This is a genomic window from Maribacter sp. 2-571, from assembly GCF_050589625.1.
Taxonomy (GTDB): domain Bacteria; phylum Bacteroidota; class Bacteroidia; order Flavobacteriales; family Flavobacteriaceae; genus Pelagihabitans.
In genome coordinates, this window is the sequence record NZ_JBNGOP010000015.1 from 107603 (window position 1) to 130518 (window position 22916).

14 protein-coding genes are annotated in these 22916 nt (G+C 42.5%); 6 read left to right on the top strand and 8 right to left on the bottom strand.

Annotated elements, in window-relative coordinates; all coding sequences use genetic code 11:
• Positions 1–14 precede the first annotated feature (14 nt).
• Together ACRD7P_RS12355 and ACRD7P_RS12360 are read right to left on the bottom strand one after the other, a co-directional pair.
• The gene (locus ACRD7P_RS12355; RefSeq protein ID WP_430907931.1) at positions 15–326 is read right to left on the bottom strand and encodes a hypothetical protein; all 312 of its coding nucleotides are present in this window, start codon (positions 324–326) and stop codon (positions 15–17) included.
• A gap of 740 nt (positions 327–1066) precedes the next feature.
• Positions 1067–1237: a hypothetical protein gene (locus ACRD7P_RS12360; protein WP_430907932.1), complete on the bottom strand. Its 171-nt coding sequence runs from the start codon at positions 1235–1237 to the stop codon at positions 1067–1069.
• Positions 1238–1827: 590 nt separating this feature from the next.
• On the opposite strand from ACRD7P_RS12360, the gene ACRD7P_RS12365 reads away from it, so the two are divergent.
• From ACRD7P_RS12365 to ACRD7P_RS12380, 4 genes are all read left to right on the top strand, one after another.
• Positions 1828–3090 carry a hypothetical protein gene (locus ACRD7P_RS12365; RefSeq protein WP_430907933.1) on the top strand — a complete coding sequence of 421 codons (1263 nt, stop codon included), beginning with the start codon at positions 1828–1830 and terminating at the stop codon, positions 3088–3090.
• 79 nt (positions 3091–3169) lie between these two features.
• A complete protein-coding gene (locus ACRD7P_RS12370; protein ID WP_430907934.1) occupies positions 3170–4735 on the top strand; it encodes a hypothetical protein in 1566 nt (521 codons plus the stop codon).
• A gap of 119 nt (positions 4736–4854) precedes the next feature.
• On the top strand, positions 4855–6099 hold the full coding sequence (locus tag ACRD7P_RS12375) for a hypothetical protein (protein WP_430907935.1): 1245 nt from the start codon (positions 4855–4857) through the stop codon (positions 6097–6099).
• A 19-nt stretch (positions 6100–6118) separates the two neighbouring features.
• Entirely contained in the window at positions 6119–7654 is a 1536-nt protein-coding gene (locus ACRD7P_RS12380) for a hypothetical protein (protein WP_430907936.1), read from the top strand.
• Positions 7655–7870: 216 nt separating this feature from the next.
• On the opposite strand, the gene ACRD7P_RS12385 is transcribed toward ACRD7P_RS12380, so the two are convergent.
• The 4 genes from ACRD7P_RS12385 to ACRD7P_RS12400 all read right to left on the bottom strand — a co-directional run bounded on the left by ACRD7P_RS12385 (position 7871) and on the right by ACRD7P_RS12400 (position 11205).
• Positions 7871–8149 (bottom strand): hypothetical protein, encoded by a 279-nt coding sequence (locus ACRD7P_RS12385; RefSeq protein WP_430907937.1) that lies wholly within the window; start codon positions 8147–8149, stop codon positions 7871–7873.
• Positions 8139–8291, bottom strand: a complete 153-nt coding sequence (locus ACRD7P_RS12390) for a hypothetical protein (RefSeq protein ID WP_430907938.1) — start codon at positions 8289–8291, stop codon at positions 8139–8141. The genes ACRD7P_RS12385 and ACRD7P_RS12390 overlap by 11 nt, the downstream gene beginning before the upstream one ends.
• Positions 8292–8504: 213 nt before the next feature.
• Entirely contained in the window at positions 8505–9578 is a 1074-nt protein-coding gene (locus tag ACRD7P_RS12395; RefSeq protein WP_430907939.1) for a hypothetical protein, read from the bottom strand.
• A gap of 538 nt (positions 9579–10116) precedes the next feature.
• Positions 10117–11205: a helix-turn-helix domain-containing protein gene (locus tag ACRD7P_RS12400; protein ID WP_430907940.1), complete on the bottom strand. Its 1089-nt coding sequence runs from the start codon at positions 11203–11205 to the stop codon at positions 10117–10119.
• A gap of 984 nt (positions 11206–12189) precedes the next feature.
• Here ACRD7P_RS12400 and ACRD7P_RS12405 point away from each other — a divergent pair.
• Positions 12190–12948 carry a response regulator transcription factor gene (locus tag ACRD7P_RS12405; protein ID WP_430907941.1) on the top strand — a complete coding sequence of 253 codons (759 nt, stop codon included), beginning with the start codon at positions 12190–12192 and terminating at the stop codon, positions 12946–12948.
• A gap of 403 nt (positions 12949–13351) precedes the next feature.
• Here the strand turns inward: ACRD7P_RS12405 and ACRD7P_RS12410 are convergent, their stop codons facing one another.
• Positions 13352–19261, bottom strand: a complete 5910-nt coding sequence (locus ACRD7P_RS12410) for a sugar-binding protein (protein WP_430907942.1) — start codon at positions 19259–19261, stop codon at positions 13352–13354.
• Between the two features lie 674 nt (positions 19262–19935).
• Here ACRD7P_RS12410 and ACRD7P_RS12415 point away from each other — a divergent pair.
• On the top strand, positions 19936–20628 hold the full coding sequence (locus ACRD7P_RS12415; protein ID WP_430907943.1) for a hypothetical protein: 693 nt from the start codon (positions 19936–19938) through the stop codon (positions 20626–20628).
• A gap of 122 nt (positions 20629–20750) precedes the next feature.
• On the opposite strand, the gene ACRD7P_RS12420 is transcribed toward ACRD7P_RS12415, so the two are convergent.
• Positions 20751–22799 carry an acyltransferase family protein gene (locus ACRD7P_RS12420; protein ID WP_430907944.1) on the bottom strand — a complete coding sequence of 683 codons (2049 nt, stop codon included), beginning with the start codon at positions 22797–22799 and terminating at the stop codon, positions 20751–20753.
• Between the last annotated feature and the right edge of the window lie 117 nt (positions 22800–22916).

The window sequence follows — 22916 nt, forward strand, 5'->3', positions numbered from 1 at the left end:
TTCGAAAAAAATGGTTAGGCCGCAATGTAGCCGAATACTAGGGCGATAAAAGAGCCGATAGCCAAAACGATGGTCCAGATGGAATAGAAAAATTTGGCCACATACCGAATCACAGAGTTTTCATGTACTCTTGCATTTTCAAAAAATAGGGTCACCTTATTTTTTTCAACGCTTTTTTGCTTTTGAATTTTCTGTTTGGCGTCCTTTTCGCGTTTTAGTTTTCGCTTTAGGTTGATATTGACGATTTCCCCGCAATTTTCACAGTAGTCCCTGTTCAGGTTGACCGTTCCACAATTTTGACACCTTCGATAGGTTTTGTTTTTCATAAACTAGGTCTTGCTAACACTATAGATCCAACGCAAATTTTGGAAGCACTCCTGTTTTTTACAAGCAACTTCCAATAACGCGAATACAACTAAGGAGTTATCGGCCTTTGGAAGTTCGCCTTTCAACAGCCCTGCTATACTGTTATACCATTTCCGATGTTAAATTACGCAAATAAAAACCAGGGATTTTTTGGGTAGGCGAAAAAGAAAATCCAAAGCATAGCAGTAGCTATGGTTAGATTTTATTTTGAAGCATACACGGAAAAGAACAATTTTTAATGGGTAATTTAATATCAGAAATGGCATTGATCTAAGATAAAGTCTTTTCATTGAAACCGGTTTTCCCTTATTGATAATTTCCGATAAGAATATCAAAAAAAAGCACCGATTTCCATTCTAAGGCAGAAAACGGTGTGTTCGCCAATGATTTTGAACACGTTCGAACTGGAAAGTACAAGTGTTTAAGGGAATGTCGTCATTGCCTTGCAGGACTGTTTCGGTACCTGGGCAAGCTTCTGGTTTAGGAATAAGATAAGAAGATTTGCGTGAAGACTTCTAAAATTAGCGTAAACGGGGGCGCTAACTATAGGTTTTACAAAAGGAAATACAAAATGCATTTTGGCTGTACAGGCCATCGAACCGATATCCGTTATGAATAAAGGAACATACGTGAAGCTATACGTTTTCGGACCGGTTAAGGAAATGTATTCAAAGCGGTAAAAAAAGCAAAGAAAGGGAATCTAGCTAATGAGTACCAAAAGCAAGGAAAAGGTAAATGTAGTCAGTACCATTAGGCCATAGATCATGTTCGCTTGATTGGCATGTATCTTTTCAATTTCGTTGATATCGCTATTTCCTTGGTTTGTTACTAGGTAACTACTTCTCATACTCTTCATCTGTATCTTTTTCATGTTGACTGGTGTATTGGAAGTTCCCTAAACACCTTACATGTACCGCTACATCCATACAGATCTTAAATATCGATAGTATTTTGTAGGATAGTCTATTTCAGTAGTGTGGGGAACTAATTTCAATAAATATCTTGAATCTAAAGTAGCTTAATACAGCACAGTTGTAAAAGTTTTGTTGTGAAATACAGCATTTGTGTGGTGAAAAATACCTTTGCCTTGGTGAGGTCCAATTTTGGGAAGGTAGTAAGTGGTTTTTGTAGACGGGGTTTGAAATGAGCTTGCACGAGAGCGCCATGCCATTGACTTTTATTCCTCTTGAAAATAACGGTAACCATGCCAAGCTTCATTATGCAGCTATCTACATAGAAGTTCCTACGCGCTTCAAACCAGACAAAAAAAGAGTGTATGCTTTAATAGATGGGAACAAACGCTCAAAGCCAAACGATTACCTAAGGGAGCCGTATTCGTCCCCAAAAAGTTTCCCCAACGGATAATAACCGCATTTTATTTGAATAGGGAACACTTTATTTAAATCCACAATGTGGTACTAAGCGTAATTTTCGTTCCTGTTAATGTTTTACTCCTAAACGATGAAAAAAAGACTGCTGTGTAACTTCTTGATAGTGATGGGATTGGTATCCTGCGAAAAAAACGACATTTTTGAATTGGACGGGCCCATGGCTTCTCAAAATCTTGAGGCCACAAAGGCGGTGACGGTATATCCATTTGGCGGTAAGCCGATTACATACAATTACGGCTACGGGTTTCGGGCGAACGATGGCAATCTGGATTATGATTTTGCATGGGCCAACTACAAAAAACCCACGAGGTCTGCCAATATCAAAGCACGACAGACCCAAACCGCTAAAATCATCAAGACCAAAAAGAGTATTGATAGCCTTTATGCGGAAGATGCCGGTTTTGCGGTAAGCGTTGGTATCCCCTTGGCAAGTCTTCCCATTATCGGTGGAATTGATTTTGGAATAAGTTATCGGAGCAGACAGGCTACGGTAAGGCAATCAAAACTAAGTGAAAATACCGAAAGCATCGTAATTCGGATAACGAACCCGGTCAATTCGTTCGCCACACTTGAAGACCGCCTGGAATACTCGGACGAGGCAATCGAATTTCTAGATAAAAATGGTGTCAACAAATTTTGTGACCGTTACGGAACCTCATGGGTAAGTTCGGAATACGGTATCATGGAGAGCATTTTCACGTTCAGCTTCGACACCAAAGATCTGACCGAACAGGAACAAAACGAGTTTCAAGAGGCACTCCTAATCGCCATTGCACCTATAATCGGGGTCGGCTACAGCAAACAAAGAATAGAAAATAGCATTAGCCAGGTCAAAAATAGGATCAAACGACAACAGGTCACCACAAACTTGTCCGGATATCCGCTACGCTTCGTAGGCGGTGATCTCGACTTTGACGGTTACGATGATAGAAACGGACGAAATCTCTTCGATCCCTTTAAGTTAGAGGAAGAGAAAGATAGAATGATCGAATATTCCATAGCAAACCCCAATGCTATCGGCTATGTCAGCAAGAAATTACGGCCCTATTTTGATCCTGATCCGAACGTGAAAAAAAACAAGGGGTATAATAGGGCCTTTTACCTCAAGTTTCGGGAATCTCAAAATTGCGCCTATAATGCGGAGCAATGGGGAAAGCTAAAAGCACGAATCACCGTTGTGGCCAAGAAAACTTCGGACAACGGTATAAAGGCGCGGGCGACCGCCGCCCTTCGGACGATCCAACGCAACCTCGACGCGGCGGAAAAGTGTAGTTCCAATTCCAAACCTCCCAAACGCAATGCATACAACAATATTAAACTAGAAAAATTTTAGTTCGTACTGTAACCGTATACTCCTATAAACAATTGAGCATTTCGATATAAACACACTATAAATCCTAATAAGAATTAAAATGAAAAAAAGAAGACTATTAGCTTTCGCGGCCGTCATTGCTTTGTCGGCCTGTATGAAAGAAGATTATGATGAGAATCCCTCCGCGGTCGATGATCTTAATGCCGTTAACTTAAGGGAGAGCGGTTCCATCCAATATGTGGGATACGGTTTTGACCCCCTAACGTTCACCGAAAAAAGGAGTATCCTAAAAAACCCAAGCCAAAAAGGTACAACAGCTAATTTTGGACCAGGTGCCAGTAAGGCATCGCTGATCATTACCAAAATCGATTCGGAGTATTCCATAGACAAACTGTTATCGACTACAAGCGGGTTCAAATTAAGTTTACGGGATGGCTCCCAAGGCGTGGAACCGCCTACGGAAGGTCCTGCGGTTCCACCGGTAGAGACGCCACCTACAAACCCCGAAACCGAAGAGGGAGCGCCGGATGTCTTTAGGGGCACCCTTGAGGATATCACTGAAATTTTGACCGGTGACCCGGAAAAAAAGTTTCGCGACCTTTTTAATAGAAATATTTTTAGTCCGAATGCAGCCCCAGATTTACCTGTAGAGGTAGGAGGGGAGGGTGAAAATCCACCGCCGCCGGCAGGAGGCGATCCCGAAACGCCTGAGCTCGGCGATTTGATCCCGAGGGTGGAAGCGGATTTTGCCTCCGTAAGGGAAACCAGATTCGATTTTAGGGTAAAAGATGCCTTGGTAAAGACGCTAAAGAGATCGGGCAGAAAAGAGGTAATGGCGGCACGGCTCATTGTTCCCATAACAAAGTACTTTATAAAGGATAACGCCCAGGATAGTGAAGAATCGTTGACCTTTTTACGCGAATTCGGCCCGGAGGACTATCTGAAAAGGTACGGCCCTGCCTACGTTACCGAGGAAATCGCCGCATTTGAAATGATTTTTACGTTTACCTACCAATTTAAATCGGATGGTAAGGGATCCCGAAAGGAGAAAGAGTTCGATTTTGGGATCGGTCTGGCCCAATTTTTTGGTGCCGAGTTCCAAAACGCAACAATAGAAACGTCCAATAGGGAATTTGCCAGCGCCATAAGCGACATCAATTTTGAAACCAATTATATCGGACCCGGAATTCCGATCTATACTTCGGGGAAAGATTTTGTCGACAACTTTCTAGGGCAGGGCCCAAGAGGTGTGGTGGCCGTGATCGACCGTGTCCGTGAAGCCGTAAAAGCCAATCCATTGCTATTGATCCCTTTTTCCCAAAAATTCGCGGCCCACAGAGACCTTGCCAATACGACCAGTACCATGGACGGCCCCTTGGCAACACGCTCCAAAAGAGCAAAAAGACTTCGGGAATTCAATAACCGAATTTTCGAAAGAGCGTTCAAGAGCATGGACAGATGTCGGACGATAAAAAACCAGTGGCAGACGATGCAAGCACGATTGGAAACGGTTGTCGCCCTTGCCAAAGGTACCAGAGGGGGACCATCTCCAAAGGCCGTTAATGCCTTAAACAAGGCTAGACAAACCGTAGAGCGCCTTGATAGTCAACAAAACTGTCGCAATATCAAGTCACCACCCCGCAGCTTTGCCAATATCACCGAATAAGACCGCTATAGTATTATGTTAAATCATACAAGGCAAAGCAATGGCAACAGGTCATTGCTTTGTCTTATTTGGTTCATAGCTGTAGCACGACAGTACATTTAACACTAAAATACGGACTTATGAAAAAGATGCTAGTATTACTTTTCATCCTTGCTTGCGGGAACTCCTGTCAACAGGAAGAACTCATAGAAGATGGGGCAAGCTTACAAAACACCACAACTGGACCGTTATCGGCCGTATCCCTTAAGAGCAGAACCGCAAATAGTACCTCCATAAAATATAAGGGCAGGCCATTGTTCGCCGGTATAGGATATGACCCTACAACGGAAAACGTTTTTCCGGCCCCTGCGTTCAATGTAGGGGATATTGACGCGAGCACCACAAATTTCCAAGGTTTTGGGAGTGTCAATGCAAGCGTAACGATCATTAACCAAACGCGGGAATTCAGCGCCCTTGTAACCCGGCCCTTGATCGCAAGGAAAGGCTTCAAGGAAACCTCTTTGGGTTTAAGCCCCGAGGACGCGCGCACCGATATCTTCCTAAGTGAGGAAAATTTTACCCTAATGGGCAAAGGCAATATCAAAAATAGGGTCTATTATGTGGACGGTGTTATTTCCTTTACCAGAGACGCCTTGAAACTTTTGGAACAGGGGAATGCCAAAAAATTCCTGCAATTGTACGGCCCAATGTATATTGAGAGCCAAACGGTGGGAGGAAACCTTTACTTTTTCAATACCTACTCCAAAAAGAATTTCGAAAGCCCGAACAGGACCCCCTTGGAAAATCAGGTACGCAATCGCCTACGAAAATATCTTCGCCTCTCCAATGATGCAAAAGAGCTCAGTACCGAAGAACAAAACGCTATTGAAAATCAGCTTTTGACAAAAAATTTCTATACGGACCTCGGGGGGTATCGGCCCCAAAACAAGGTCATTGGGAACGAGGAACTGTTTTTCGAGGAATTCAACCGCGTAAATTCATTTATCAGGAACAGCCCAATAGAAAGGGCCGCCACCTTGGAAATGTCATTAAAACCCTATCATGAAATCGTAAAACGTATCGGAAGTATCGCCCCACGAACCAAACAACAGGTGATTGCCGAGCTACGCAATGCATATAATGCAAAAAACCAATGTTTTGATCACCTTACCACATGGCGTTCGTTGCGATCCTCGTTCACCTACATCAAAAAAAATACGAACAGGACAACGCTCAAAGATCAGGCGACCCGTTTTCTTTCGGATGAAATAGAACCGGCCATACGAAGGGCAAGGACCTGTAAAGACTCTAGGGAACCAAGCCCTACGGAAAAGGATAAATATGATCGCCTACTTGCAAATTTTAGAACGGAAACAACAAACTAGAACCTTAAAATAAAACACTATGAAAAAACTGATGTTTGTATCGGTGGTTCTCCTCGGTCTCTTGTCCTGCACAAAGGACCTGGTAGAAACACCGGAAACGGAAGAAGCACTGAAGGCGGTCAAATTTACCGAAGGCAACGTTACCTACTATGTTGGCCAAGGTTTTAATCCGTCAAAAAAGTATCCCGAGCAACCCACCGCTTTCGGACCATGGGTCACCAGGGGAACCACCAACTTCAGTGATTATACGATTGCCGGGGATATTGAATATACCGAAATCGCTACCCAGCAAAGTCTGGATAAGTTTATACGGCAGATCGCTACGCGGGAATCTAATTTTTTTGGCCTTTTTAAGGTTAAAAAGGTACTTTCCGATATCGAAAAAAAAATAAAGATCAACGAAAAGACGGTGCATATCGTATTCCGGGTAAAATATGCCCTGGAGAAACTGTGGATACCTAAAAGTGAAATCGATTACAGCCCAGGCGCAAAAAAATTATTGGACAAAGGCGATAACTTTAATTCCTTTTTTAGAAAACATGGAATCTCCTATGTAAAATCGGTAATCATGGGCGGTGACGCCTACTATATCTATTCGTATCGGAGCAATTCGATAAACAGTACCAACCGCTCAAGATACCAGCGCTCGTTGGCGCAAGAAACCGGGCGCCTTTTCAATTTAGATCTTGCAGGTAACTTTAGAAACAGCAACGAAAAAGTAAGCCTAGAGGAGGTAACCTATAATATCTCTACCGATTTGGGAATAGGGTTGTCCCCTGTTAAAACGGTTTCACAAGCAAACCGGGAAAGCGTCAAGATCAGTCGCTTTTTACAGAAAAGGAAGAATAGGATACCCATATATTCCGAATATGTTCCCTACGAGTATCCGGAAGGGAGAAATACGGCCGAATTGCGCAAGGAATTCAACCGGCAACGAACATGCTTTGCCAGAGTGGAGGAATGGGCACAACTAAAGAACCAACTGGACGAACACAGAAGTAACGATATATGGCAAAGTCTTTATGCCGATCGGTATGATGATGCCTTCGAATATTTGGAAACCATCCTTTCGAACGCCGAAGGTTGCGGTAGTACACCGCGCACCGTGCCCACCGTGCAAGATTTGATATCAAGATATAGTCTGACACCAAATTCATCATACACCGTAAAAATAGGCGGTTATGCAGATAATTCCTGGGCCGTTCGAGGTAATGGAAGTCCCGGCGCAACACAGGGAACATCGGAGGGGAATGCAGAAAGAATGCGAATGAAGATTCAGGACTACAGCAAGGGCCTTGTGACATTTGATTGGAGCCCGAAAGGTGACGGGCGCTATTTTGGAGCAATAGCGGGGAATTCGGAAAGGTTGATGTATGGTGGTCATGGCATTCAGGATCCAAGAGTATTTTTCTTTCTTGAACACCTTCAAGGTGATGAATATCAGCTACGAAGCCGTTCTTTGGGCACCTATGTACGGCCACCCGGCACCAATAATGCTTATTGGTACAATGATGCCCAAGCCTTTGAACAGGTGGTGAGAATCAAAATTCAATAACCCGTTATTCAGTTCTTCAACATTAAAACTATTCTAAAAGGTCCTGTGAAACGTTCGTTTCGCAGGACCTTCTTTAATTCCATATTTCCGTTAGGATCCGTAATCAATACCTTTTCGAAAAACCGGTTTCAACACAATCGGAAAATCACTCTTCAAAATTTGTTGCCCCAAAAGATGCGGCAAGTGGAGGTATTGTACTAATTAGCACAGGCAGCCTTACAGATCCTGATGATTATGGAATTTCAATGGTCGATCTTTAGCGAGCAACCCTATGGTTCTGGTTTCAATCCTACCATAAAATAGGCCTTGGATACCATATCGCTGCTGTACGCTAAGGTATTCCGTGTCGCCTACCGTTCGGCCTTGACCGAGGTAGAAAATCGACCCGCTATGTGTGCCATAAAAAGGGGGACGCGATGGTTCCCGTTCGGCCCGAGTAAACTCCGCATCGGACCCTTGGGGTATCGACCAACCGCAGCATGTATCATATTCCAAGAAGTTTTATACGTATCGCCATGGCCGATGACATAAGTGAAAAAACGGAGTCCGACATTTCTCCATTCCCCTTCGTTCCGGCCGTCGTTTTAAAATCCCTGCCGTTCAACTTGATGGTCGCCGATACTCCTTCATAAGGCATCTTTTATAATAAATATGGGATTAGGGACGGTTCCCTATCATTTTTAGGTATGGACATGGCCATGGTATGAACACGGTTTGCATAGATACCCCATTACCAATAAAAAATGGAAAAACAAAAAGGCCGGAAGATATCTTCCGGCCTCTTGATAAAATTTTTGAGCGCTAATTGCAATTTCTTAGGAAGGCGATAAACTAAGTCCTTAAACATGCCTTACCAGTTTCTACAGCTGATATTGGATCTGGTGGCATATCGGGTAAGTCCTGAATTGACTATTCTCCTAGCGCCCCCCACAGGTGTATTCACCACGAACCCCGTAGGACCTACCGTTAAAGTACCTGCTGTTGCGGATAACCCAAGTCCGTATCGCATATCTACCCTAGTGGAATAAAGGCCAACTATTTCAGCGGAGGCCTCATTGTCCCCGTATCGCATATAGGATTCAGAAGACGCATAAGCGGCCACTACGTTCGCCGTACGTTGATCGTGATCGACCGTTAACTGGGCGTATGCCCAACCAAGCCTTGTTGACCCACCGCCCCAAAAGTTGGGAACATCCCAATAAATGATCCTATGACAGTACGTTCGGCCGGTTGCCAAGCGATCAGCGGAAATTGCACCGTCTACGTACTTCCATTTCGCATTGCTCATATCGAGCAATTCCCCTGTAATCGGATGTCTGGCTACCTCGTCATTGCCGCATTCTTGACAATCTTCCTGGATCGAAACCGTATAGAGGCCCGCTAAAATACTTTCCCAAACCCGATCTTCTTTAAAGTTGCCAATGGCCAATGATTCAAAGTGGTTTCCATCATATGTCCAATTTACCTTTACCACAAGATCCCCAACTTTTATATTGCTAAGGCGGCTTTCCTCATGCAAAATCTGAGTTTTGTGTTTTTCTTGAACCATAGCATCAAAATCCTTCAACGCTTTCACCTCAACCGTGCCTTCGGACGCATAATCTCCAATAGCAACGGCATTCTTGCTGTCCGCTGCCATAAGCTTGATCTTCTCCCTCACTTCGGTGGAAGGAATCTTTCCCAAAATTTCGAAATCGGTCGGGGCGAGCTTTCCGTTCATGACCGCTAAAACCTTTTCCTTGTTTGCGGTAAATTTAGCGTTCACATCCGGTCTTAACGATTCATTTTCCGAAGTTTCCAGCCCGAGGGCTCCAAAAGAATCATCGATAACGGATTCACCATTCCCTATCGCGGTCTCTTTTGAACATGAGGATACTACAATTATAGTAATGACCATATAAAACAGTCGGTTTATAGTTTTCATATTAAAAATGTTTTAAATTAAATTATTGATTCATTAGAAGTTCAGGTCAATCGAATGGTTATACGTCCATTCACGATTTACCTGGTCGTTAACGTGCTAGCTATAAAGAAATTTCTTACGTTAAAACTATAAAGAAATGATTTCTCCAAATTGTTATAAAGGCACCTCACTTAAAATTTAGTGCCGTTAACTGATGTTACCGGCCAATGGTAAGGTTTGTTGTTTTTGGAAAAAACGCTCCTTTTTTTGAAACGGGGTTTTAAAATAGTTTTAGCGTAAGGATGGTCCGTACTTCCCATTACCGGGGTAACACCCTAAAGAAAGGGGCTAAATGTACTCCATCGCCGTTCGATAATGAAGATCGTTCTCGATTAGGAGTACGCGTGTATGAATCAAATTGTATTGTACTTGTAGGCTGTAGCGGGTAATCTGCTGCACCTATACATTTTAGAAGTAAGCGGTCTTCACCCAAGCAATGTGTAGTGAAGCCATAGGATGCAAATGCTCGGTGTTCGTTTTACCGGCAATAGCCCAAATCTCATATAAGCGCTAATCTTTTCTTGTATTGTTTGGGTGTCATCCCTGCATGCTTTTTAAAATTGACGTAGAATACGGACTCGGTACGAAATCCGCTGTCTTTTGCTATGGTAAGGATGGTATACTTTTCATATTTTTCACTTTCCAATAACCTCTTGGCCTCTTCTACCCTTTTTCCGTTGATGTAATTACTGAAGGATTTTTCTACGTAGTCGTTTAGAAGAACCGACAACACATAATACGGGACCTCCATTTTATCGGCGAGCTTCTGTTCGCTAAGTCTTGGGTCTAAAAAGATTTTCTTCTGATCTACAAGTTCTTCCAACTTTTTAAGATGTTTATCAGCGTCGAACAGATTCAACTTTTTTTTGCCTTTCTCGTGAGGAAAATTAGAAAGTATTTTTGGGAACTTTAAAAGAAAGAAGATGGTAATCAGAATAATGGAACATGTAAAACCAATGAAATTCAGCTCCACCAAACGCTGTACCAGTTTTACCCATTCATCTCTTTTAAAATTATCGAGGACTATAAAAACGTGGCCTAAATTGATAAACGCGATAAGGGTCAAAAAACCCAAGAACAAAACCAATACTTTCGGCCACCAACCGGCCGCTTTTTGTCTGCCCGATTCCTGTTGTCGGTAAACAAGGTGCCGACCTTTTATGGTCAGAAAGAGTTTCCATAAAAAAATGGCCAATAGAATACTCTCATGGTAATATGAACCTATGTATTTTCTCACGGTGAAATCGGGAATGACGAGCGTGCTGACGAAAAGTAGGATTCCAAAGAAAAAAGGAACATATAAAAATTTAATGTCGCCGCTCACCAGTTTTCGATCAATCATCGATTGTATGTATAAAAATAGTAGGGCCGGGAGCAAAAAGTCTAAAAAATCAGGAATCACCAATACCCTGGGATAGTCATTTCTCCAGTGCCTATAGCGAAGCAAATACTGCAATGCGATATTCAGAGAAGTACTTAAAAAAATAAGGGACAACAACCGATTATATCCAGAGTTCTTGATTATCGGTATGAGTATCCCGACCACCAAACTTTGAACAAATCCCCAGATGAAGAAAACAGTGGCCATGCTTCGGTATTATTTTATTTCGGACTACTTTAAGATAATGATATTTGGCAAATATCCCTGATTTTCAATATATATGGGCTTTGTTCGCCAACATAGCTTTTCAAGGGAAATTTCCATATCACATTTGTTCACCATTGAATTCCCTTGCCTATTCTCAAGAATATAAAACCCTGTTCAAGTTGCATATTAATTTTATCTACCAGTGTTCTGGTCGAAAAAAAATATGCCATATTTCCCAAAACTTCCGCTGCCGATTCCCGAACAAGGTTTTAGCCCTTTTTAACTTAATTTTTAATGTGCTAAAACTCTCCCCCGACCGACATTTGGTAGCACATATGCCACCCCGAAACAAAGTATCCGCCATTTTTGCCAGCAACGTATTTAAAAACACACTAACACATGCCTCTACCTACAAGATGTAATATTTTATTATGGGTTTACTATCGATTCATAAGTCCAAAGTTTTATCTCTCCATTTCCCGGCCATTGGTATTGGAACACTATGCCACCTAGGCGTATTAAAACCGTACTTCTTTTCTTGTCCACTAACTTAAAAAACGCTTTTCAAAATATAACAGGGGCTTACTTCCCACCAAGTGAAAAGAATTGTATTGGCGGTGGGGAAACAATTGTCAACTCTCCATGCAGGATATGGCGTGCCTTATAATTTCTATGGCTTTTTAAAATCCCAAGTTATTACCCTCATATCAACCGAGGTATTGATCAAAAATTAATGACTTTTAAAGGGCTATGAAATACCTCGAATTTAAAACTTTATCGCGATCCTTTGGGCACTTCCAATCGCAACCGAACCCCTATCCGGATCAAATACATTTCTGTTCCTATTAAAACCGTTCGCGATGCCTAACGGCGCCTACTTTCGAATTTCATTGCTACCTAATGTGAGGTTGCCCAACAACGGGTTTCGATGGGGAACCTTCCAAAAAACGCATTAAAATTTTAAAAAAATCACGTATGACTGCTATGGAAAAAAAGATCTTGATCGTAGAGGACGAAGCAATAATCGCCGCGGATTTAAGGAGAATAATAAACAAACATGGTTGGACCGCATTGCCACCGTGTAACAACCAAAAACAAGCCTTGATCAACATAAAAGAGCAAAGCCCCGACCTTGTTCTTATTGATATCAACCTAAAAGGAAAAGGAAACGGCATCGGTATCGGCAGCTTTTTGTTGGAGTCGGATAGCATACCCTTTATATATGTAACCAGTCTGACGGATACCTTAACCTTTGACGAGGTAAAGAAAACGCGTCCTATGGGATTTATTATAAAGCCCTTTTCCCCAAGGGATATTACCTCAGCTATCGAAATTGCCCTTTACAACCATAAACATAGAAAACTTGACCCGGTCCGCAACAAAATAGTACCCAATAGCCAAGTGCCTTTTAAACTAAGAAAAGTTACCAACTTCATAAATAAAAATCTCGATAAACGATTGAACGTAGAGACTTTGGCGGCAATGACGGAATGGAAGCGATACCATTTCATTAGAAACTTTAAAAAATATGTAGGGACTACGCCATATCAATACGTTTTGGAACTAAAAATTTCAAAGGCCAAATCGCTACTTCAGGAAACCGATCTTCCAATTTCGTCGATAGCTTACGATATCGGTTTCCAAAGTCATTCCAGTTTCTGTGTAACCTTCCAAAAACATGCGAATATGAGCGCAGAAAATTTTAGGAACCTCTCCAGAATTAAGACGCAAGAACTCTGTTGAGATGCCTCGATTACAATTCACGGAACATCCGCTTTACCCCAAACGTTTCAAACGTTTTTGGGAATCCTATATAAACCATACCCCTCCAGCTCTGACCGTTCCCTATGGGCCAGCTGTACTTCTACGACCATAGGCGCCACCTTATTGTATTCCCTTGAGCAGAACGGTATTACCCTAGTCCATGGGCACCCAGTTGATTTGCTGTCATCTCCCATCATTTAAAGGAACCATGGTTTCCTTTGGCAACTACCCAAAAAAATAGCGGGGGCAAGCCCCCGCTACAAAGTAATCCTAAAAAATTTACCCGAACTTAAATTTAAAAGCCCCTATCGGAACGCCCGCTTCATCGGACGATCAAAATCATCATCCTTCAAACCGGACGTAACACGAGTCTATTAATTTTTCATTTCACCTGGAACAATCTTTCATCCGAAGTAATCGTCTTGGACTGTATCTTTAAAACATAATACCCTTTGCTCAACGTTCCTACGGGCAAACTTAAGTTGCCAGATGATGCATTCTTTGGCGTATGGCTCAAGACCAATCTGCCCATCATATCATAGATCATGATCTGATCGATTCCTGAATCCGGTTTTCCGAAAGCGTCGAATACCGTAATGTTCAGAACATCGGAGGTAGGATTGGGATATACCAGCAATTCGTTGGCAACAGTGGTTCCACTATTGGCCTTTAGTTGTGACCCGGAGACGGGTATTCCACTCAGCCGTATATCATCTAGCCTAAATCTATCAATAGGGGCAAAGGTCGAGGTATTCCGAAATCGTACTCCGAAATCTGCTGACCTATCGACCCCTGTTTCCAAAGTGACCTGAATCCAATCGTTGCTACTCCCATTGGTCGGAAGGCTTAAGGGAACGGCCGTCCAACTGTTTCCTCCGTTCTCGGTTATTTCGACTATCAACGTAGCTCCGTCGGCATCAACGTTATTTTTTCGCAATCCAAACGATAACGTAATGGCATCAAAATTGCTGGCATCGATATTTTTGATTTCCAGCGTTTTGCCCGAACGCGCCAAGAAAAGGTTGTTCCCGTTCGAAGGACCGGGGTAATCGTTCTCCGAAGCATTGTTCGCGGAATCATTAATGGCCCCGCTTCCCGTAAAAGTGGCATTGGCCGCTTCACTGTAGCAACCATAGGTTTCCAGATTACCGCCGATAACAGTACATGGGGCGTTGGCCGCATCAAAAGTTTCAGCGAAAAAAATAGTTGATTCCGATGGATCTGTATTATTGTTATTGGCTCCCGCCACAAACGTATACTCTATTTCCGCTGCCGGAGACCAAAACGACTTTGATTCGGAACCGCAAATCGCTCTTATCTGAACAATATACGTACCACCGTTCGTCAAGTTGTCAAATGTTTCCGTAGGACCGTCCACCGCAGTTACCAACCAACCTTCTGTATTTATCAATTTAATCCTTACCTCAAATGAAGATGGTGAACCGGTAGCGTTCCAGGTCAAGGTCTCCGAAGTGTCGGAACCGCCGGAGGAAGCAATATTCGAAATACTAGAGCATTCGACGGCATCTCCACCAGAGGATAGTTGCACGTCGTCCAACCTATACTTTGAACCGACCTTTGCCGTAAATCTCAACTCCAAATCCGAAGTTGCGGAAACGCCGGAAATGGTAGTTTCCACCAGGGTCCAGTCAGCATTGGACGGTAGGCTAATGGGCACATTGCTCCAATTTCCACCAGAGGCACCGGCCCTGTACTCCACGATCAGCCCCTCACTATTGGATGTCAACGCATCTTGCTTTAGACCGAATCGCAACTTTAACTCTTGGGCACCCGCTACGCTTATTCCGCCGATCGTAATGCTTTTATCCTTTGGGTTATTGTTGGTGTTCGCATTCAATAGAACGGAAAACTGGTTCGATGCCCCCTCATAATCGGCATTGGCACCGCTAGTGCGTAAAGACCCGTTGCCCGAGAATGCTATCGGGGCGTTATTGGTATAACATGGATAGGTACTGATCCTACGCTGGGCATTTGATGAAGTACTACAGCCCGATTTTTCGAATTCTTCTCGGAATAGTATGGTTTCGGCACCGGTGTCTCCGCCAAGAATCGTAAAGTTTGCACCCAAAGCGAACTCGGTTTCGGTGTTACCGCAACGCTTCCTTACCCTCCATTCATAACTGTTGCCACGAGCTAGGAACGGGGTTTTGGCACTGGTTATGTCCGTAGAGATCGGCAGCAAGGAAAGCCACGGCCCATTCGAGTTTAGCCCTCTATACTGGGCTACGTATTCCGTTCCATTACTTAACGCATCGGTCCATGATACGGTAGCTACCCCCTTTTCGATTTTGACTACCGCCAAGTCCGATAACTTCTTACACCTCGGTGCGGAAACAGGTTCCACGAGAATGTTATCGATAATGTGGTTTGTTGTGGCGGAAGAACTATTTACGTCAATTTCGATTTCAAGTGTATTGTTTCCACTAGCGATGGCATTGCTTTCTAAAATTTGTGGCGTATCGTCGACCGGGGAATCTCCAATGAGTTGCCCGAACAAGACCCTTGCGCCGCCGTTCAAACGATAATACGCTTTTATAAAACCGTTGTTGACTTTTGTCTTGGTCCTTTCCCTTGCGCTGAGCGTAATGCGTAAACGCTCCGAAACGTTGGATATATCGATCGTACCGGACTTAAATGTTGCCGTTCCCCCTAAATTACGGGCAATCAAGGCTTTTTTCTCTCGATCCCTATTATCGGGGAGTTCGACTTTAAGAAAACTTTTGTCATTAATATTGAGGCCGTTTGCTTCTATTGTCCACGCGGTCCTACCCGTATCTTGCGCGGTATCCCTAAAAAGGTCGTCAAAAGTTTCCAACCATGGAACATCGGTGCCATTGGTTATTGCGGTTCCCCATTCCGACGGAGAACTCGCGTTCAAATCGTTATCGGTTGCGAACTGTATGATCGTGTTTACCGCGTTACCTTGTTTGCTATCTTCAATGGCTACTTCCAATCCGATCGGCAAGGCGCCTCCGGGAAGTACCCCTAAATTTTCCCAAGCCAGGGCAATCTCGGAAACGTATCCGTTAGCGTTGAAATTTACGGCAAAGTCATCGATCAGATTGGTAGTATTACCGTTTACGGCAATGATGTCGCCCGCCCTGGTTACCTTAAATACATAATCGTCGACCCCATAAGACCCCGACCTTTTATTATTATTGACATCCAAGGCTATGGTAACGGCATCTCCGTTGTAGGGCTCGCCTTCCGAAAAGTTCGATTGTGGGGTATCGTCATCAACGGCAACGGCAATAAAAAGTTTTTCCGAAGTGTACCCGATTTTAAAACGGCCCTCCAATGTGCCAGGGTTTCCTTTGGCTACTTCTGAAACGGTGTTGAACGGTATCGCGTTCCACCTATTTTCCAAATTACCGTCGATGTTTACATTTCCGTTTAAGAGATTGATGTTTATGGGAGTCCCCAGTTGTTGCACGGTAACGGTGACGGCTTTGCCACCGGCATTTAGCCGCAGATCTCTGCTCCTTGTCAAATTATCGGGATTGGCACTTTTACTTTTGAACTGCAGGGTTGTTTGTCCATTTCCATTAAAATTGCTACCCGAACTGCCATTGATTTCGAGCCAAGCGGGAATGTTCACTATGGACCAGGACCCCGTTGCCCTAATACTCACTTCCTTCGTAGCATTTTGGGAATTCTCCAATAGCACTGCGCTAGAACTGATCAGGGCATCCGTTTGTGGCACATTGGAATCGATCTGTCGTTTCCATATCCCGATACCAAAGGTGGGCAAGTAGTAATTTACATCCCCATTACTTTCGGAGATAATTTTGGCATCGGCATTTGCACTTCTTGCATAATAGAACTCTGTTCCTTGTGAATCCGTGGTCCAGTCCTTCCATCCACCGTTGGTCAGGGCAACATTTCCCTGGTTGTTAAGCGAGAACTTCGTAGTAAACAGTCCCAGTCCTTTTTTGTGTTTCCCGTTTTCGGTTCCTACATATATGTTGTTCTTATATCCGGCCAGTGAGTTGAAATTGATGGTCTCGCCCTGCTCCACCCAAACTTCCCCTCGTAGCGCTAACGTTTTTGATATGTCCAGTTTGGCCTTTGACAGATTTCCGGTACGGTTCCAATTGGATGCGCCGGGGTTCTTGAGTATGTAAACCTCTTGCGGCGCCCCATTAAAAGATGCGGCGATGGCCACTACCGTTGCGCCCTGGTTGTCCCAAACAAATAGATCTTTTATTCCGGATTCGAAATCTCCGCTAGTACCGAACCCGGTTTCAAACTCCTCCCATACCCACTTGTCAATTGCCGTTCTCCTACCTCTCCATAAGTTTTGGCCGCTTGCCCAGAGTACATCGGAATCGTTGGGATCGATAAAGATATCCTTAAAACTGGGCTCCAGACCCATTTTTGCGTTCGATATCTTCTTCCACTGCGATTCACCGTCATACACCCCTTCGATATCCTCTGTGGCATAGATACCTCCTACGCCCGCCACGGACCGAAAGCCGAGATATACGCGACTGACATTTTTATCGTCTATCGTCATAACCTGTACCTGTCTGTTGGGAAGGCTATTGGTCAACTGCGTTCCGTTGACCCCACCACCGATAAAACGCCAATCGGTACCGGAAATAGGTTCGATCGGTTCGCCCAGTTTTCGGGCGAACAAGAATAGTTTTGTATTCGATGGGATACCAAAATCGTTTCTCATTTCCGCCAACACTATGGGAGGTGAAGTCTTTGTTATGCCCACGGATTGTACGTTCTTCGCCTCGTTCGGACTGGTTTTCTTCGTCCAACTATCTCCAGCATCAAAACTTTCAAATATCCCTTGGTCGGCATTGCCCTGAATTACATAGTCTTGAAAAGTCGCTATATCATAGGTTACCGTATTGGTAAAGCTCCTATTCCGATAGGTTACAAAATCATTGGGGCCAACTACCTTTTCTGTATAGATGGGCAGCCAACTTTCTGCTACAAAAGGCCAATTGGCGTTATTATCGTTATTGCTCAGGAAAAAATTGTTTCCACCACCAGCGATAATCCTGCTGGTCGAAGGACCCCAAGTATTTGGGGTAAAGTCATAGGCCCTGCTCAAAAACTTCGCCGCCTCCCAACCTTCGTCAAATGCATCGGCTCCGGAAGAGGTTTTGAGTTTGGCCTGAAGAGTATTCTTCCAATCTTGCGATGTAACCCTTCCATTTGCACCAAACGTCAAATTCCCTTCAAACAATCCCACACGGTTTGGATTATCCTTTATGTTGGTACCAATGATCAGCCGCTGCCGATTTGCGGTAGATTTTGAATCTACGAGGGGGTTATACCATTGAACATCCAATTTGCCCAACGCATCGGTAAGGCCTTCCAACACTTCCCATTGCGGGTCGGCATTCGATAATTTGCTCGTTTCGGTGGTAAACAATTTCCATTGCGCACGACTTCCGGGAACATCACCTTTGGTTTGGTAAACGGCGTATATTCTTTCCCCATCGGGCGAAATGCCCATTCCACTTATTCCTCCACTAAACTTATATTTGCCCGTGTTCGGTTCTTCACCGCTAAAAAATGTCAGCGTTTTTACCCCGCCTTCTTTACCCCTGTAGGCACCATCGGGGTTGTCCACCCTGCTCCAATTGGATCCGTCATTTGTGGAGATATAAAGGCCTGATGCGGCACCGACGTAAATGGTTCCGTTAGCCGGGTGTATTGCCACATTGTAAACATGATCATAACCATCCATTGGCTCATATTGCCTTTTTAAAAACGGTCCCCCGTTTTTGGATATGTATACATAACGTTCCCCTATCAATGGCTGAATAGGATCGATAATAGTACTTTGTACTTTTTGAGCGTCTTTTGCGTGCCATCCCGGGCCTAAAACTTTTACGCTGTTATCGGCACTGAAGGCTATGGAGGCGATCGCATCACCCTTGGTTTCCTCTATTCTGGTCCAATTGGTTCCTCGGTTGTCGGAATAATGCGCTCCCCATAGTCCGCCTTGATACAGACGTCCGTTGTTACTATTGTCCCGTCTAATTTTAAAGGACATTCCATGACTTAAATCTTTTCCGATGAATATCCAGCTGTTGCCCAAATCGTCGGAGCGATAACTCCCTTCTTGGTCACTGGAAAGATAAATTCGGTTTCGTTCCACCGGATCAAAATAAAGGTCCTGTAATTGACCTCCTGCTCCCGGTGCGAGACTTATCCAAGTGTCGTCTTGAGAATGTCCGATTAGTGCCGTGAAAAGTGTGATGAGTGAAACCATCACAATTTTGCGGTAGTCGTAAAATATCTTCATAGTTATTAAAAAGTTAATTATTTTTTCACCTGATTATTAGCAAATATGCACTGTTGGACTTCTCCTGACCGTTGGATTTACAAATCAATAGAAATTTGACCGGCCCGGAATACCCCTCAAAACCCTAGATATTACTACTTCAAACCAAAATGAATACAGCAATGGCAGTCACGTAATTCCCGAACCTACGTGCATCCAAAACATGTAATCCGTTCGTTTCAACATCCCTTTAGAAAAGACAAATGCGGACTGGCGATGGTATTTGACCTCTTGTCAGGCACAATACCCCAAACTACAACTTAGCGGAAAAATTTTTTAGTAAAACGTGGTCCTACCTGTAGATTTTGCTTCATACCACTTTAGACCAATTCCCGATTTTACCGTATCCTACCAGAGGGTTTTAAGTTTTAAAATCTTTAGGGTATTGGACAAAACAAGCATGTTGATTTTTAGCATTTTTTTTGAAACAGGGTGGGTTTTTTTTAATATCCCTAGGCTGTTTTAACGCATCTTGGTGTTTTAAGTAATCATAACCCGTTTTTGACAAAAGAACGCTAATAGCGCTACCTAGGGAAAGAATCGGTTATACTAAAAGATAAGCCATTAACACATCACAGCATTTATCCGTAACGTTTATTGTCGACAACATCGATAATCAAAAATTAAAGGGGAAGGTGGTTTCCGCGGTTGCGCTTGCCTACAGTGCATTGGATTTCCTTCAAATGAACGATTACTTCCATTTAAGATGTAAAAAATCGACACTAAAGGGAACCGGACCGGAAACGCTATTGGAGATGCTTTGCGAAATTAACCGCCAGTTGCAAACAAAAACCGGTAATTCCTATGCACAGGTGGGGATTTCGAATTTCAACTCGGCATACGAAAGTGTTTCAAAGCACGATAGGTATGTATCGGTAAAAGCGAAACAAACCAGACGGTTTCAGAATCAAAAAAATTTTAGCCAAAAGAAAGGAACCCTTTTCATTACCAAATTTAGTGTGGGTTTTGCGGAAACAAAGGTCATATTCCGTCCTTTTTCGTGGAAAAGGCACTATAGTTTTGTACAAACGCCCGTTTCCGAACATCAAATATTCGAATCGGGAGCGTTCCCGGCAAATTTTAAGCCAATGCACCTGGTTGCAACCACATCAAGAGCGGTAAACGTACTGCGCAACCATGAATTCGGTGAAAAACTCCTGAGCGACATTAAGGTACCGTCGGACTACGTCTATGTTGACTTTGAACGAACGGAAGCTTACTTGGATATCGCAATTGAATCCTGTAAAATTATCAGATATTATGATTTTGATGATATCGCATGCTTTACCAAGGAAATTTGGCTTGCAGTCGCTAGGGTCGATTCCTAATGCGCTCGGAGGCCGTTGGGCTCGTCGCCGGTCCTGAACTGCTTCAGAAAATCATCGTTGAACGACTCCTCTTTTCTTGTGCTATGTATAAACTTATGATTATAGAAGTATGAGCGAGTTCATTATTCTTTACTATCCAATATATTTAAAAGTCGATCTTCAAAAAATGTGACCGCCTTTAATGACCCATCTCTGGAGAGATGGCTGCCATCACTAAAGTAAATTTGCTCATTAAACTGCTTATAACACTTTCCATCACTACAAAAAGCAGGAGACGGATTGATAAAATTAATGTCGGGTATGTTTTTAAAGTAACTTTCGAAAAAAGTATTAAATGCTATTTGATTTTGTTTAAATGTAGTGGATGTCGGTGTTAAATCGGAAAAATATTTAGGGCGAAGTAACTTTTCTATATAATTAAGCTCGTTACTTTTTGTTTTGGGAGATGCCCCAATGATTAACAGTTTTCTCTCCTTTCCAATAAGAGAGCGAAATTTTTCTATTTTCCGAGCTATTACAACAAACCCTGTAGTGTCTTGACGAAGTTTTAGATATTCATTTGTTTCAGAGTCCAACACTTCAGATCTGTTGATCTGTGAGGTCCATGAGTGACTTAAAACTACCATACTCTCAGGATATTTGTTAACGATTTTTAAATCCTGCTTGAATTTATTTTTACTAATAGCAGGCATCCCTTCTTTATCGCTTCGAACAAAATCTGGAAGCTTTAAGGAAGTAAACCAATTTGATATGTAAATCTTCTTTTTATTTTTCTTTACCATAATAGAATCCAGTCCATAGAGATAATGACCAGCATGACTGTCACCCATTAGTATAATGTCCGGTACGCCGCCATGGCCTGGCTTCTCTCCAATCCATCCAGGCTTATAACCGGCCCCGCCCCAGTTATTTAAATGAAAATCTTTTGGAACTCCTATATTTTCTACAAGTTCTCTATTTTTAGGACTTAATCGCCACAACCAGCCATCGTCGGAGTTTACTTTTAAATTGATTACAAAAACTATCAAAATACAGGCTACTAAAATAAACACCAGGTTTTTATCTGATTTAATGGATAAACCATAATCCCTGTATCTCAAAGGGGTTTCATAATAATGGTAAATCAGGGAAGATAACAGTAACATAAAAGTGAAGAGACCTATAGTCTCAATCGAAGTGAACTCACCGTTAAAAAGATAACGGTAAACTACGATCAAAAGCCAATGTACCAAATAAAGGGTATAGCTAATTTTACCAATATACCTAAGCGCTTTATTTTCAAACACGAACGCCAAATATTTTGAAGGTGGAAAAAAGAGTAATAAGGCTGCTCCCAAACATGGTATAAGATTGAGTGTACTTAAGTAGAGACTATCCTTACTAAGGATAATAGCAGAGGAGATAATGGTTGTTAGACCAACTAAATTCAAGAATAGTTTTAAGATTTCCGATTTGATTTTTGGCTTATTGATCAAGGCAACAATAGCTCCGACCAAAAATTCGAACATCCTAAAAGGAAGTAAATAAAATTGTAATGAGGCTACACTTGATGTTATCTCATCTTTAGGCTTAAACAAGTTTGAAAAAGAATCGGAGATACCGTACTCAGAGGTATAGAGTGTAAGGAAAAGACTTATTGAAAAAAGTATGCCCAAGCTAAAAAAAACAACATTTTTCCGTTTTTTAAAACATTTAATTAAAATAAATAATGTAATTGGATAAAGAATGTAAAACTGCTCTTCTATACCCAAAGACCATGTGTGTAACAAAGGTTTGAAATTTGAGGCGGTATCAAAATAATCGGACTCGCCCAAAAAATGAAAATTCGACAGTGCAACCGAACTCATTGTCATTGACTTTGTGGCATTTATAAAATCTGATGGCGAAAAAATAAGAAAGGTTAAAATAAATGCTAGAAAAATAGTCAAGAATAAGGTTGGCATCAACCGTCTTATCCTTCTTAAATAAAATCTTTTAAAACTGACAGTGCCAGTTTGAGAGAATTCATGATTGATGATTCTAGTTATCAAAAAACCACTGATTACAAAAAAAACATCGACCCCAAGGAAACCTCCCTTAAAAAAGCTAATATCTAAATGAAAAAAAACCACAAGAAGTACTGCTATCGCGCGTAATGAATCTATTTGATTCAAATAAGTAAGTTTCTTCATTTATAGATAAACTGATTTAAACTTTTTTAATCAAAAGAAAGGGTTGCGATATTTGTATTTTGAATCATAAATATCTGGATATCAATTTTTTACATATGACATGCTTAACAAAGATAT

Bases quoted from the DNA above. Each gene is read 5' to 3' on its own strand.
- ACRD7P_RS12420 (WP_430907944.1), bottom strand. From the start codon at position 22,799: ATGAAGAAACTTACTTATTTGAATCAAATAGATTCATTACGCGCGATA.
- ACRD7P_RS12405 (WP_430907941.1), top strand. From the start codon at position 12,190: ATGGAAAAAAAGATCTTGATCGTAGAGGACGAAGCAATAATCGCCGCG.
- ACRD7P_RS12400 (WP_430907940.1), bottom strand. From the start codon at position 11,205: ATGGCCACTGTTTTCTTCATCTGGGGATTTGTTCAAAGTTTGGTGGTC.
- ACRD7P_RS12390 (WP_430907938.1), bottom strand. From the start codon at position 8,291: ATGCCTTATGAAGGAGTATCGGCGACCATCAAGTTGAACGGCAGGGAT.
- ACRD7P_RS12395 (WP_430907939.1), bottom strand. From the start codon at position 9,578: ATGAAAACTATAAACCGACTGTTTTATATGGTCATTACTATAATTGTA.
- ACRD7P_RS12375 (WP_430907935.1), top strand. From the start codon at position 4,855: ATGAAAAAGATGCTAGTATTACTTTTCATCCTTGCTTGCGGGAACTCC.
- ACRD7P_RS12380 (WP_430907936.1), top strand. From the start codon at position 6,119: ATGAAAAAACTGATGTTTGTATCGGTGGTTCTCCTCGGTCTCTTGTCC.
- ACRD7P_RS12370 (WP_430907934.1), top strand. From the start codon at position 3,170: ATGAAAAAAAGAAGACTATTAGCTTTCGCGGCCGTCATTGCTTTGTCG.
- ACRD7P_RS12360 (WP_430907932.1), bottom strand. From the start codon at position 1,237: ATGAAAAAGATACAGATGAAGAGTATGAGAAGTAGTTACCTAGTAACA.
- ACRD7P_RS12410 (WP_430907942.1), bottom strand. From the start codon at position 19,261: ATGAAGATATTTTACGACTACCGCAAAATTGTGATGGTTTCACTCATC.
- ACRD7P_RS12355 (WP_430907931.1), bottom strand. From the start codon at position 326: ATGAAAAACAAAACCTATCGAAGGTGTCAAAATTGTGGAACGGTCAAC.
- ACRD7P_RS12365 (WP_430907933.1), top strand. From the start codon at position 1,828: ATGAAAAAAAGACTGCTGTGTAACTTCTTGATAGTGATGGGATTGGTA.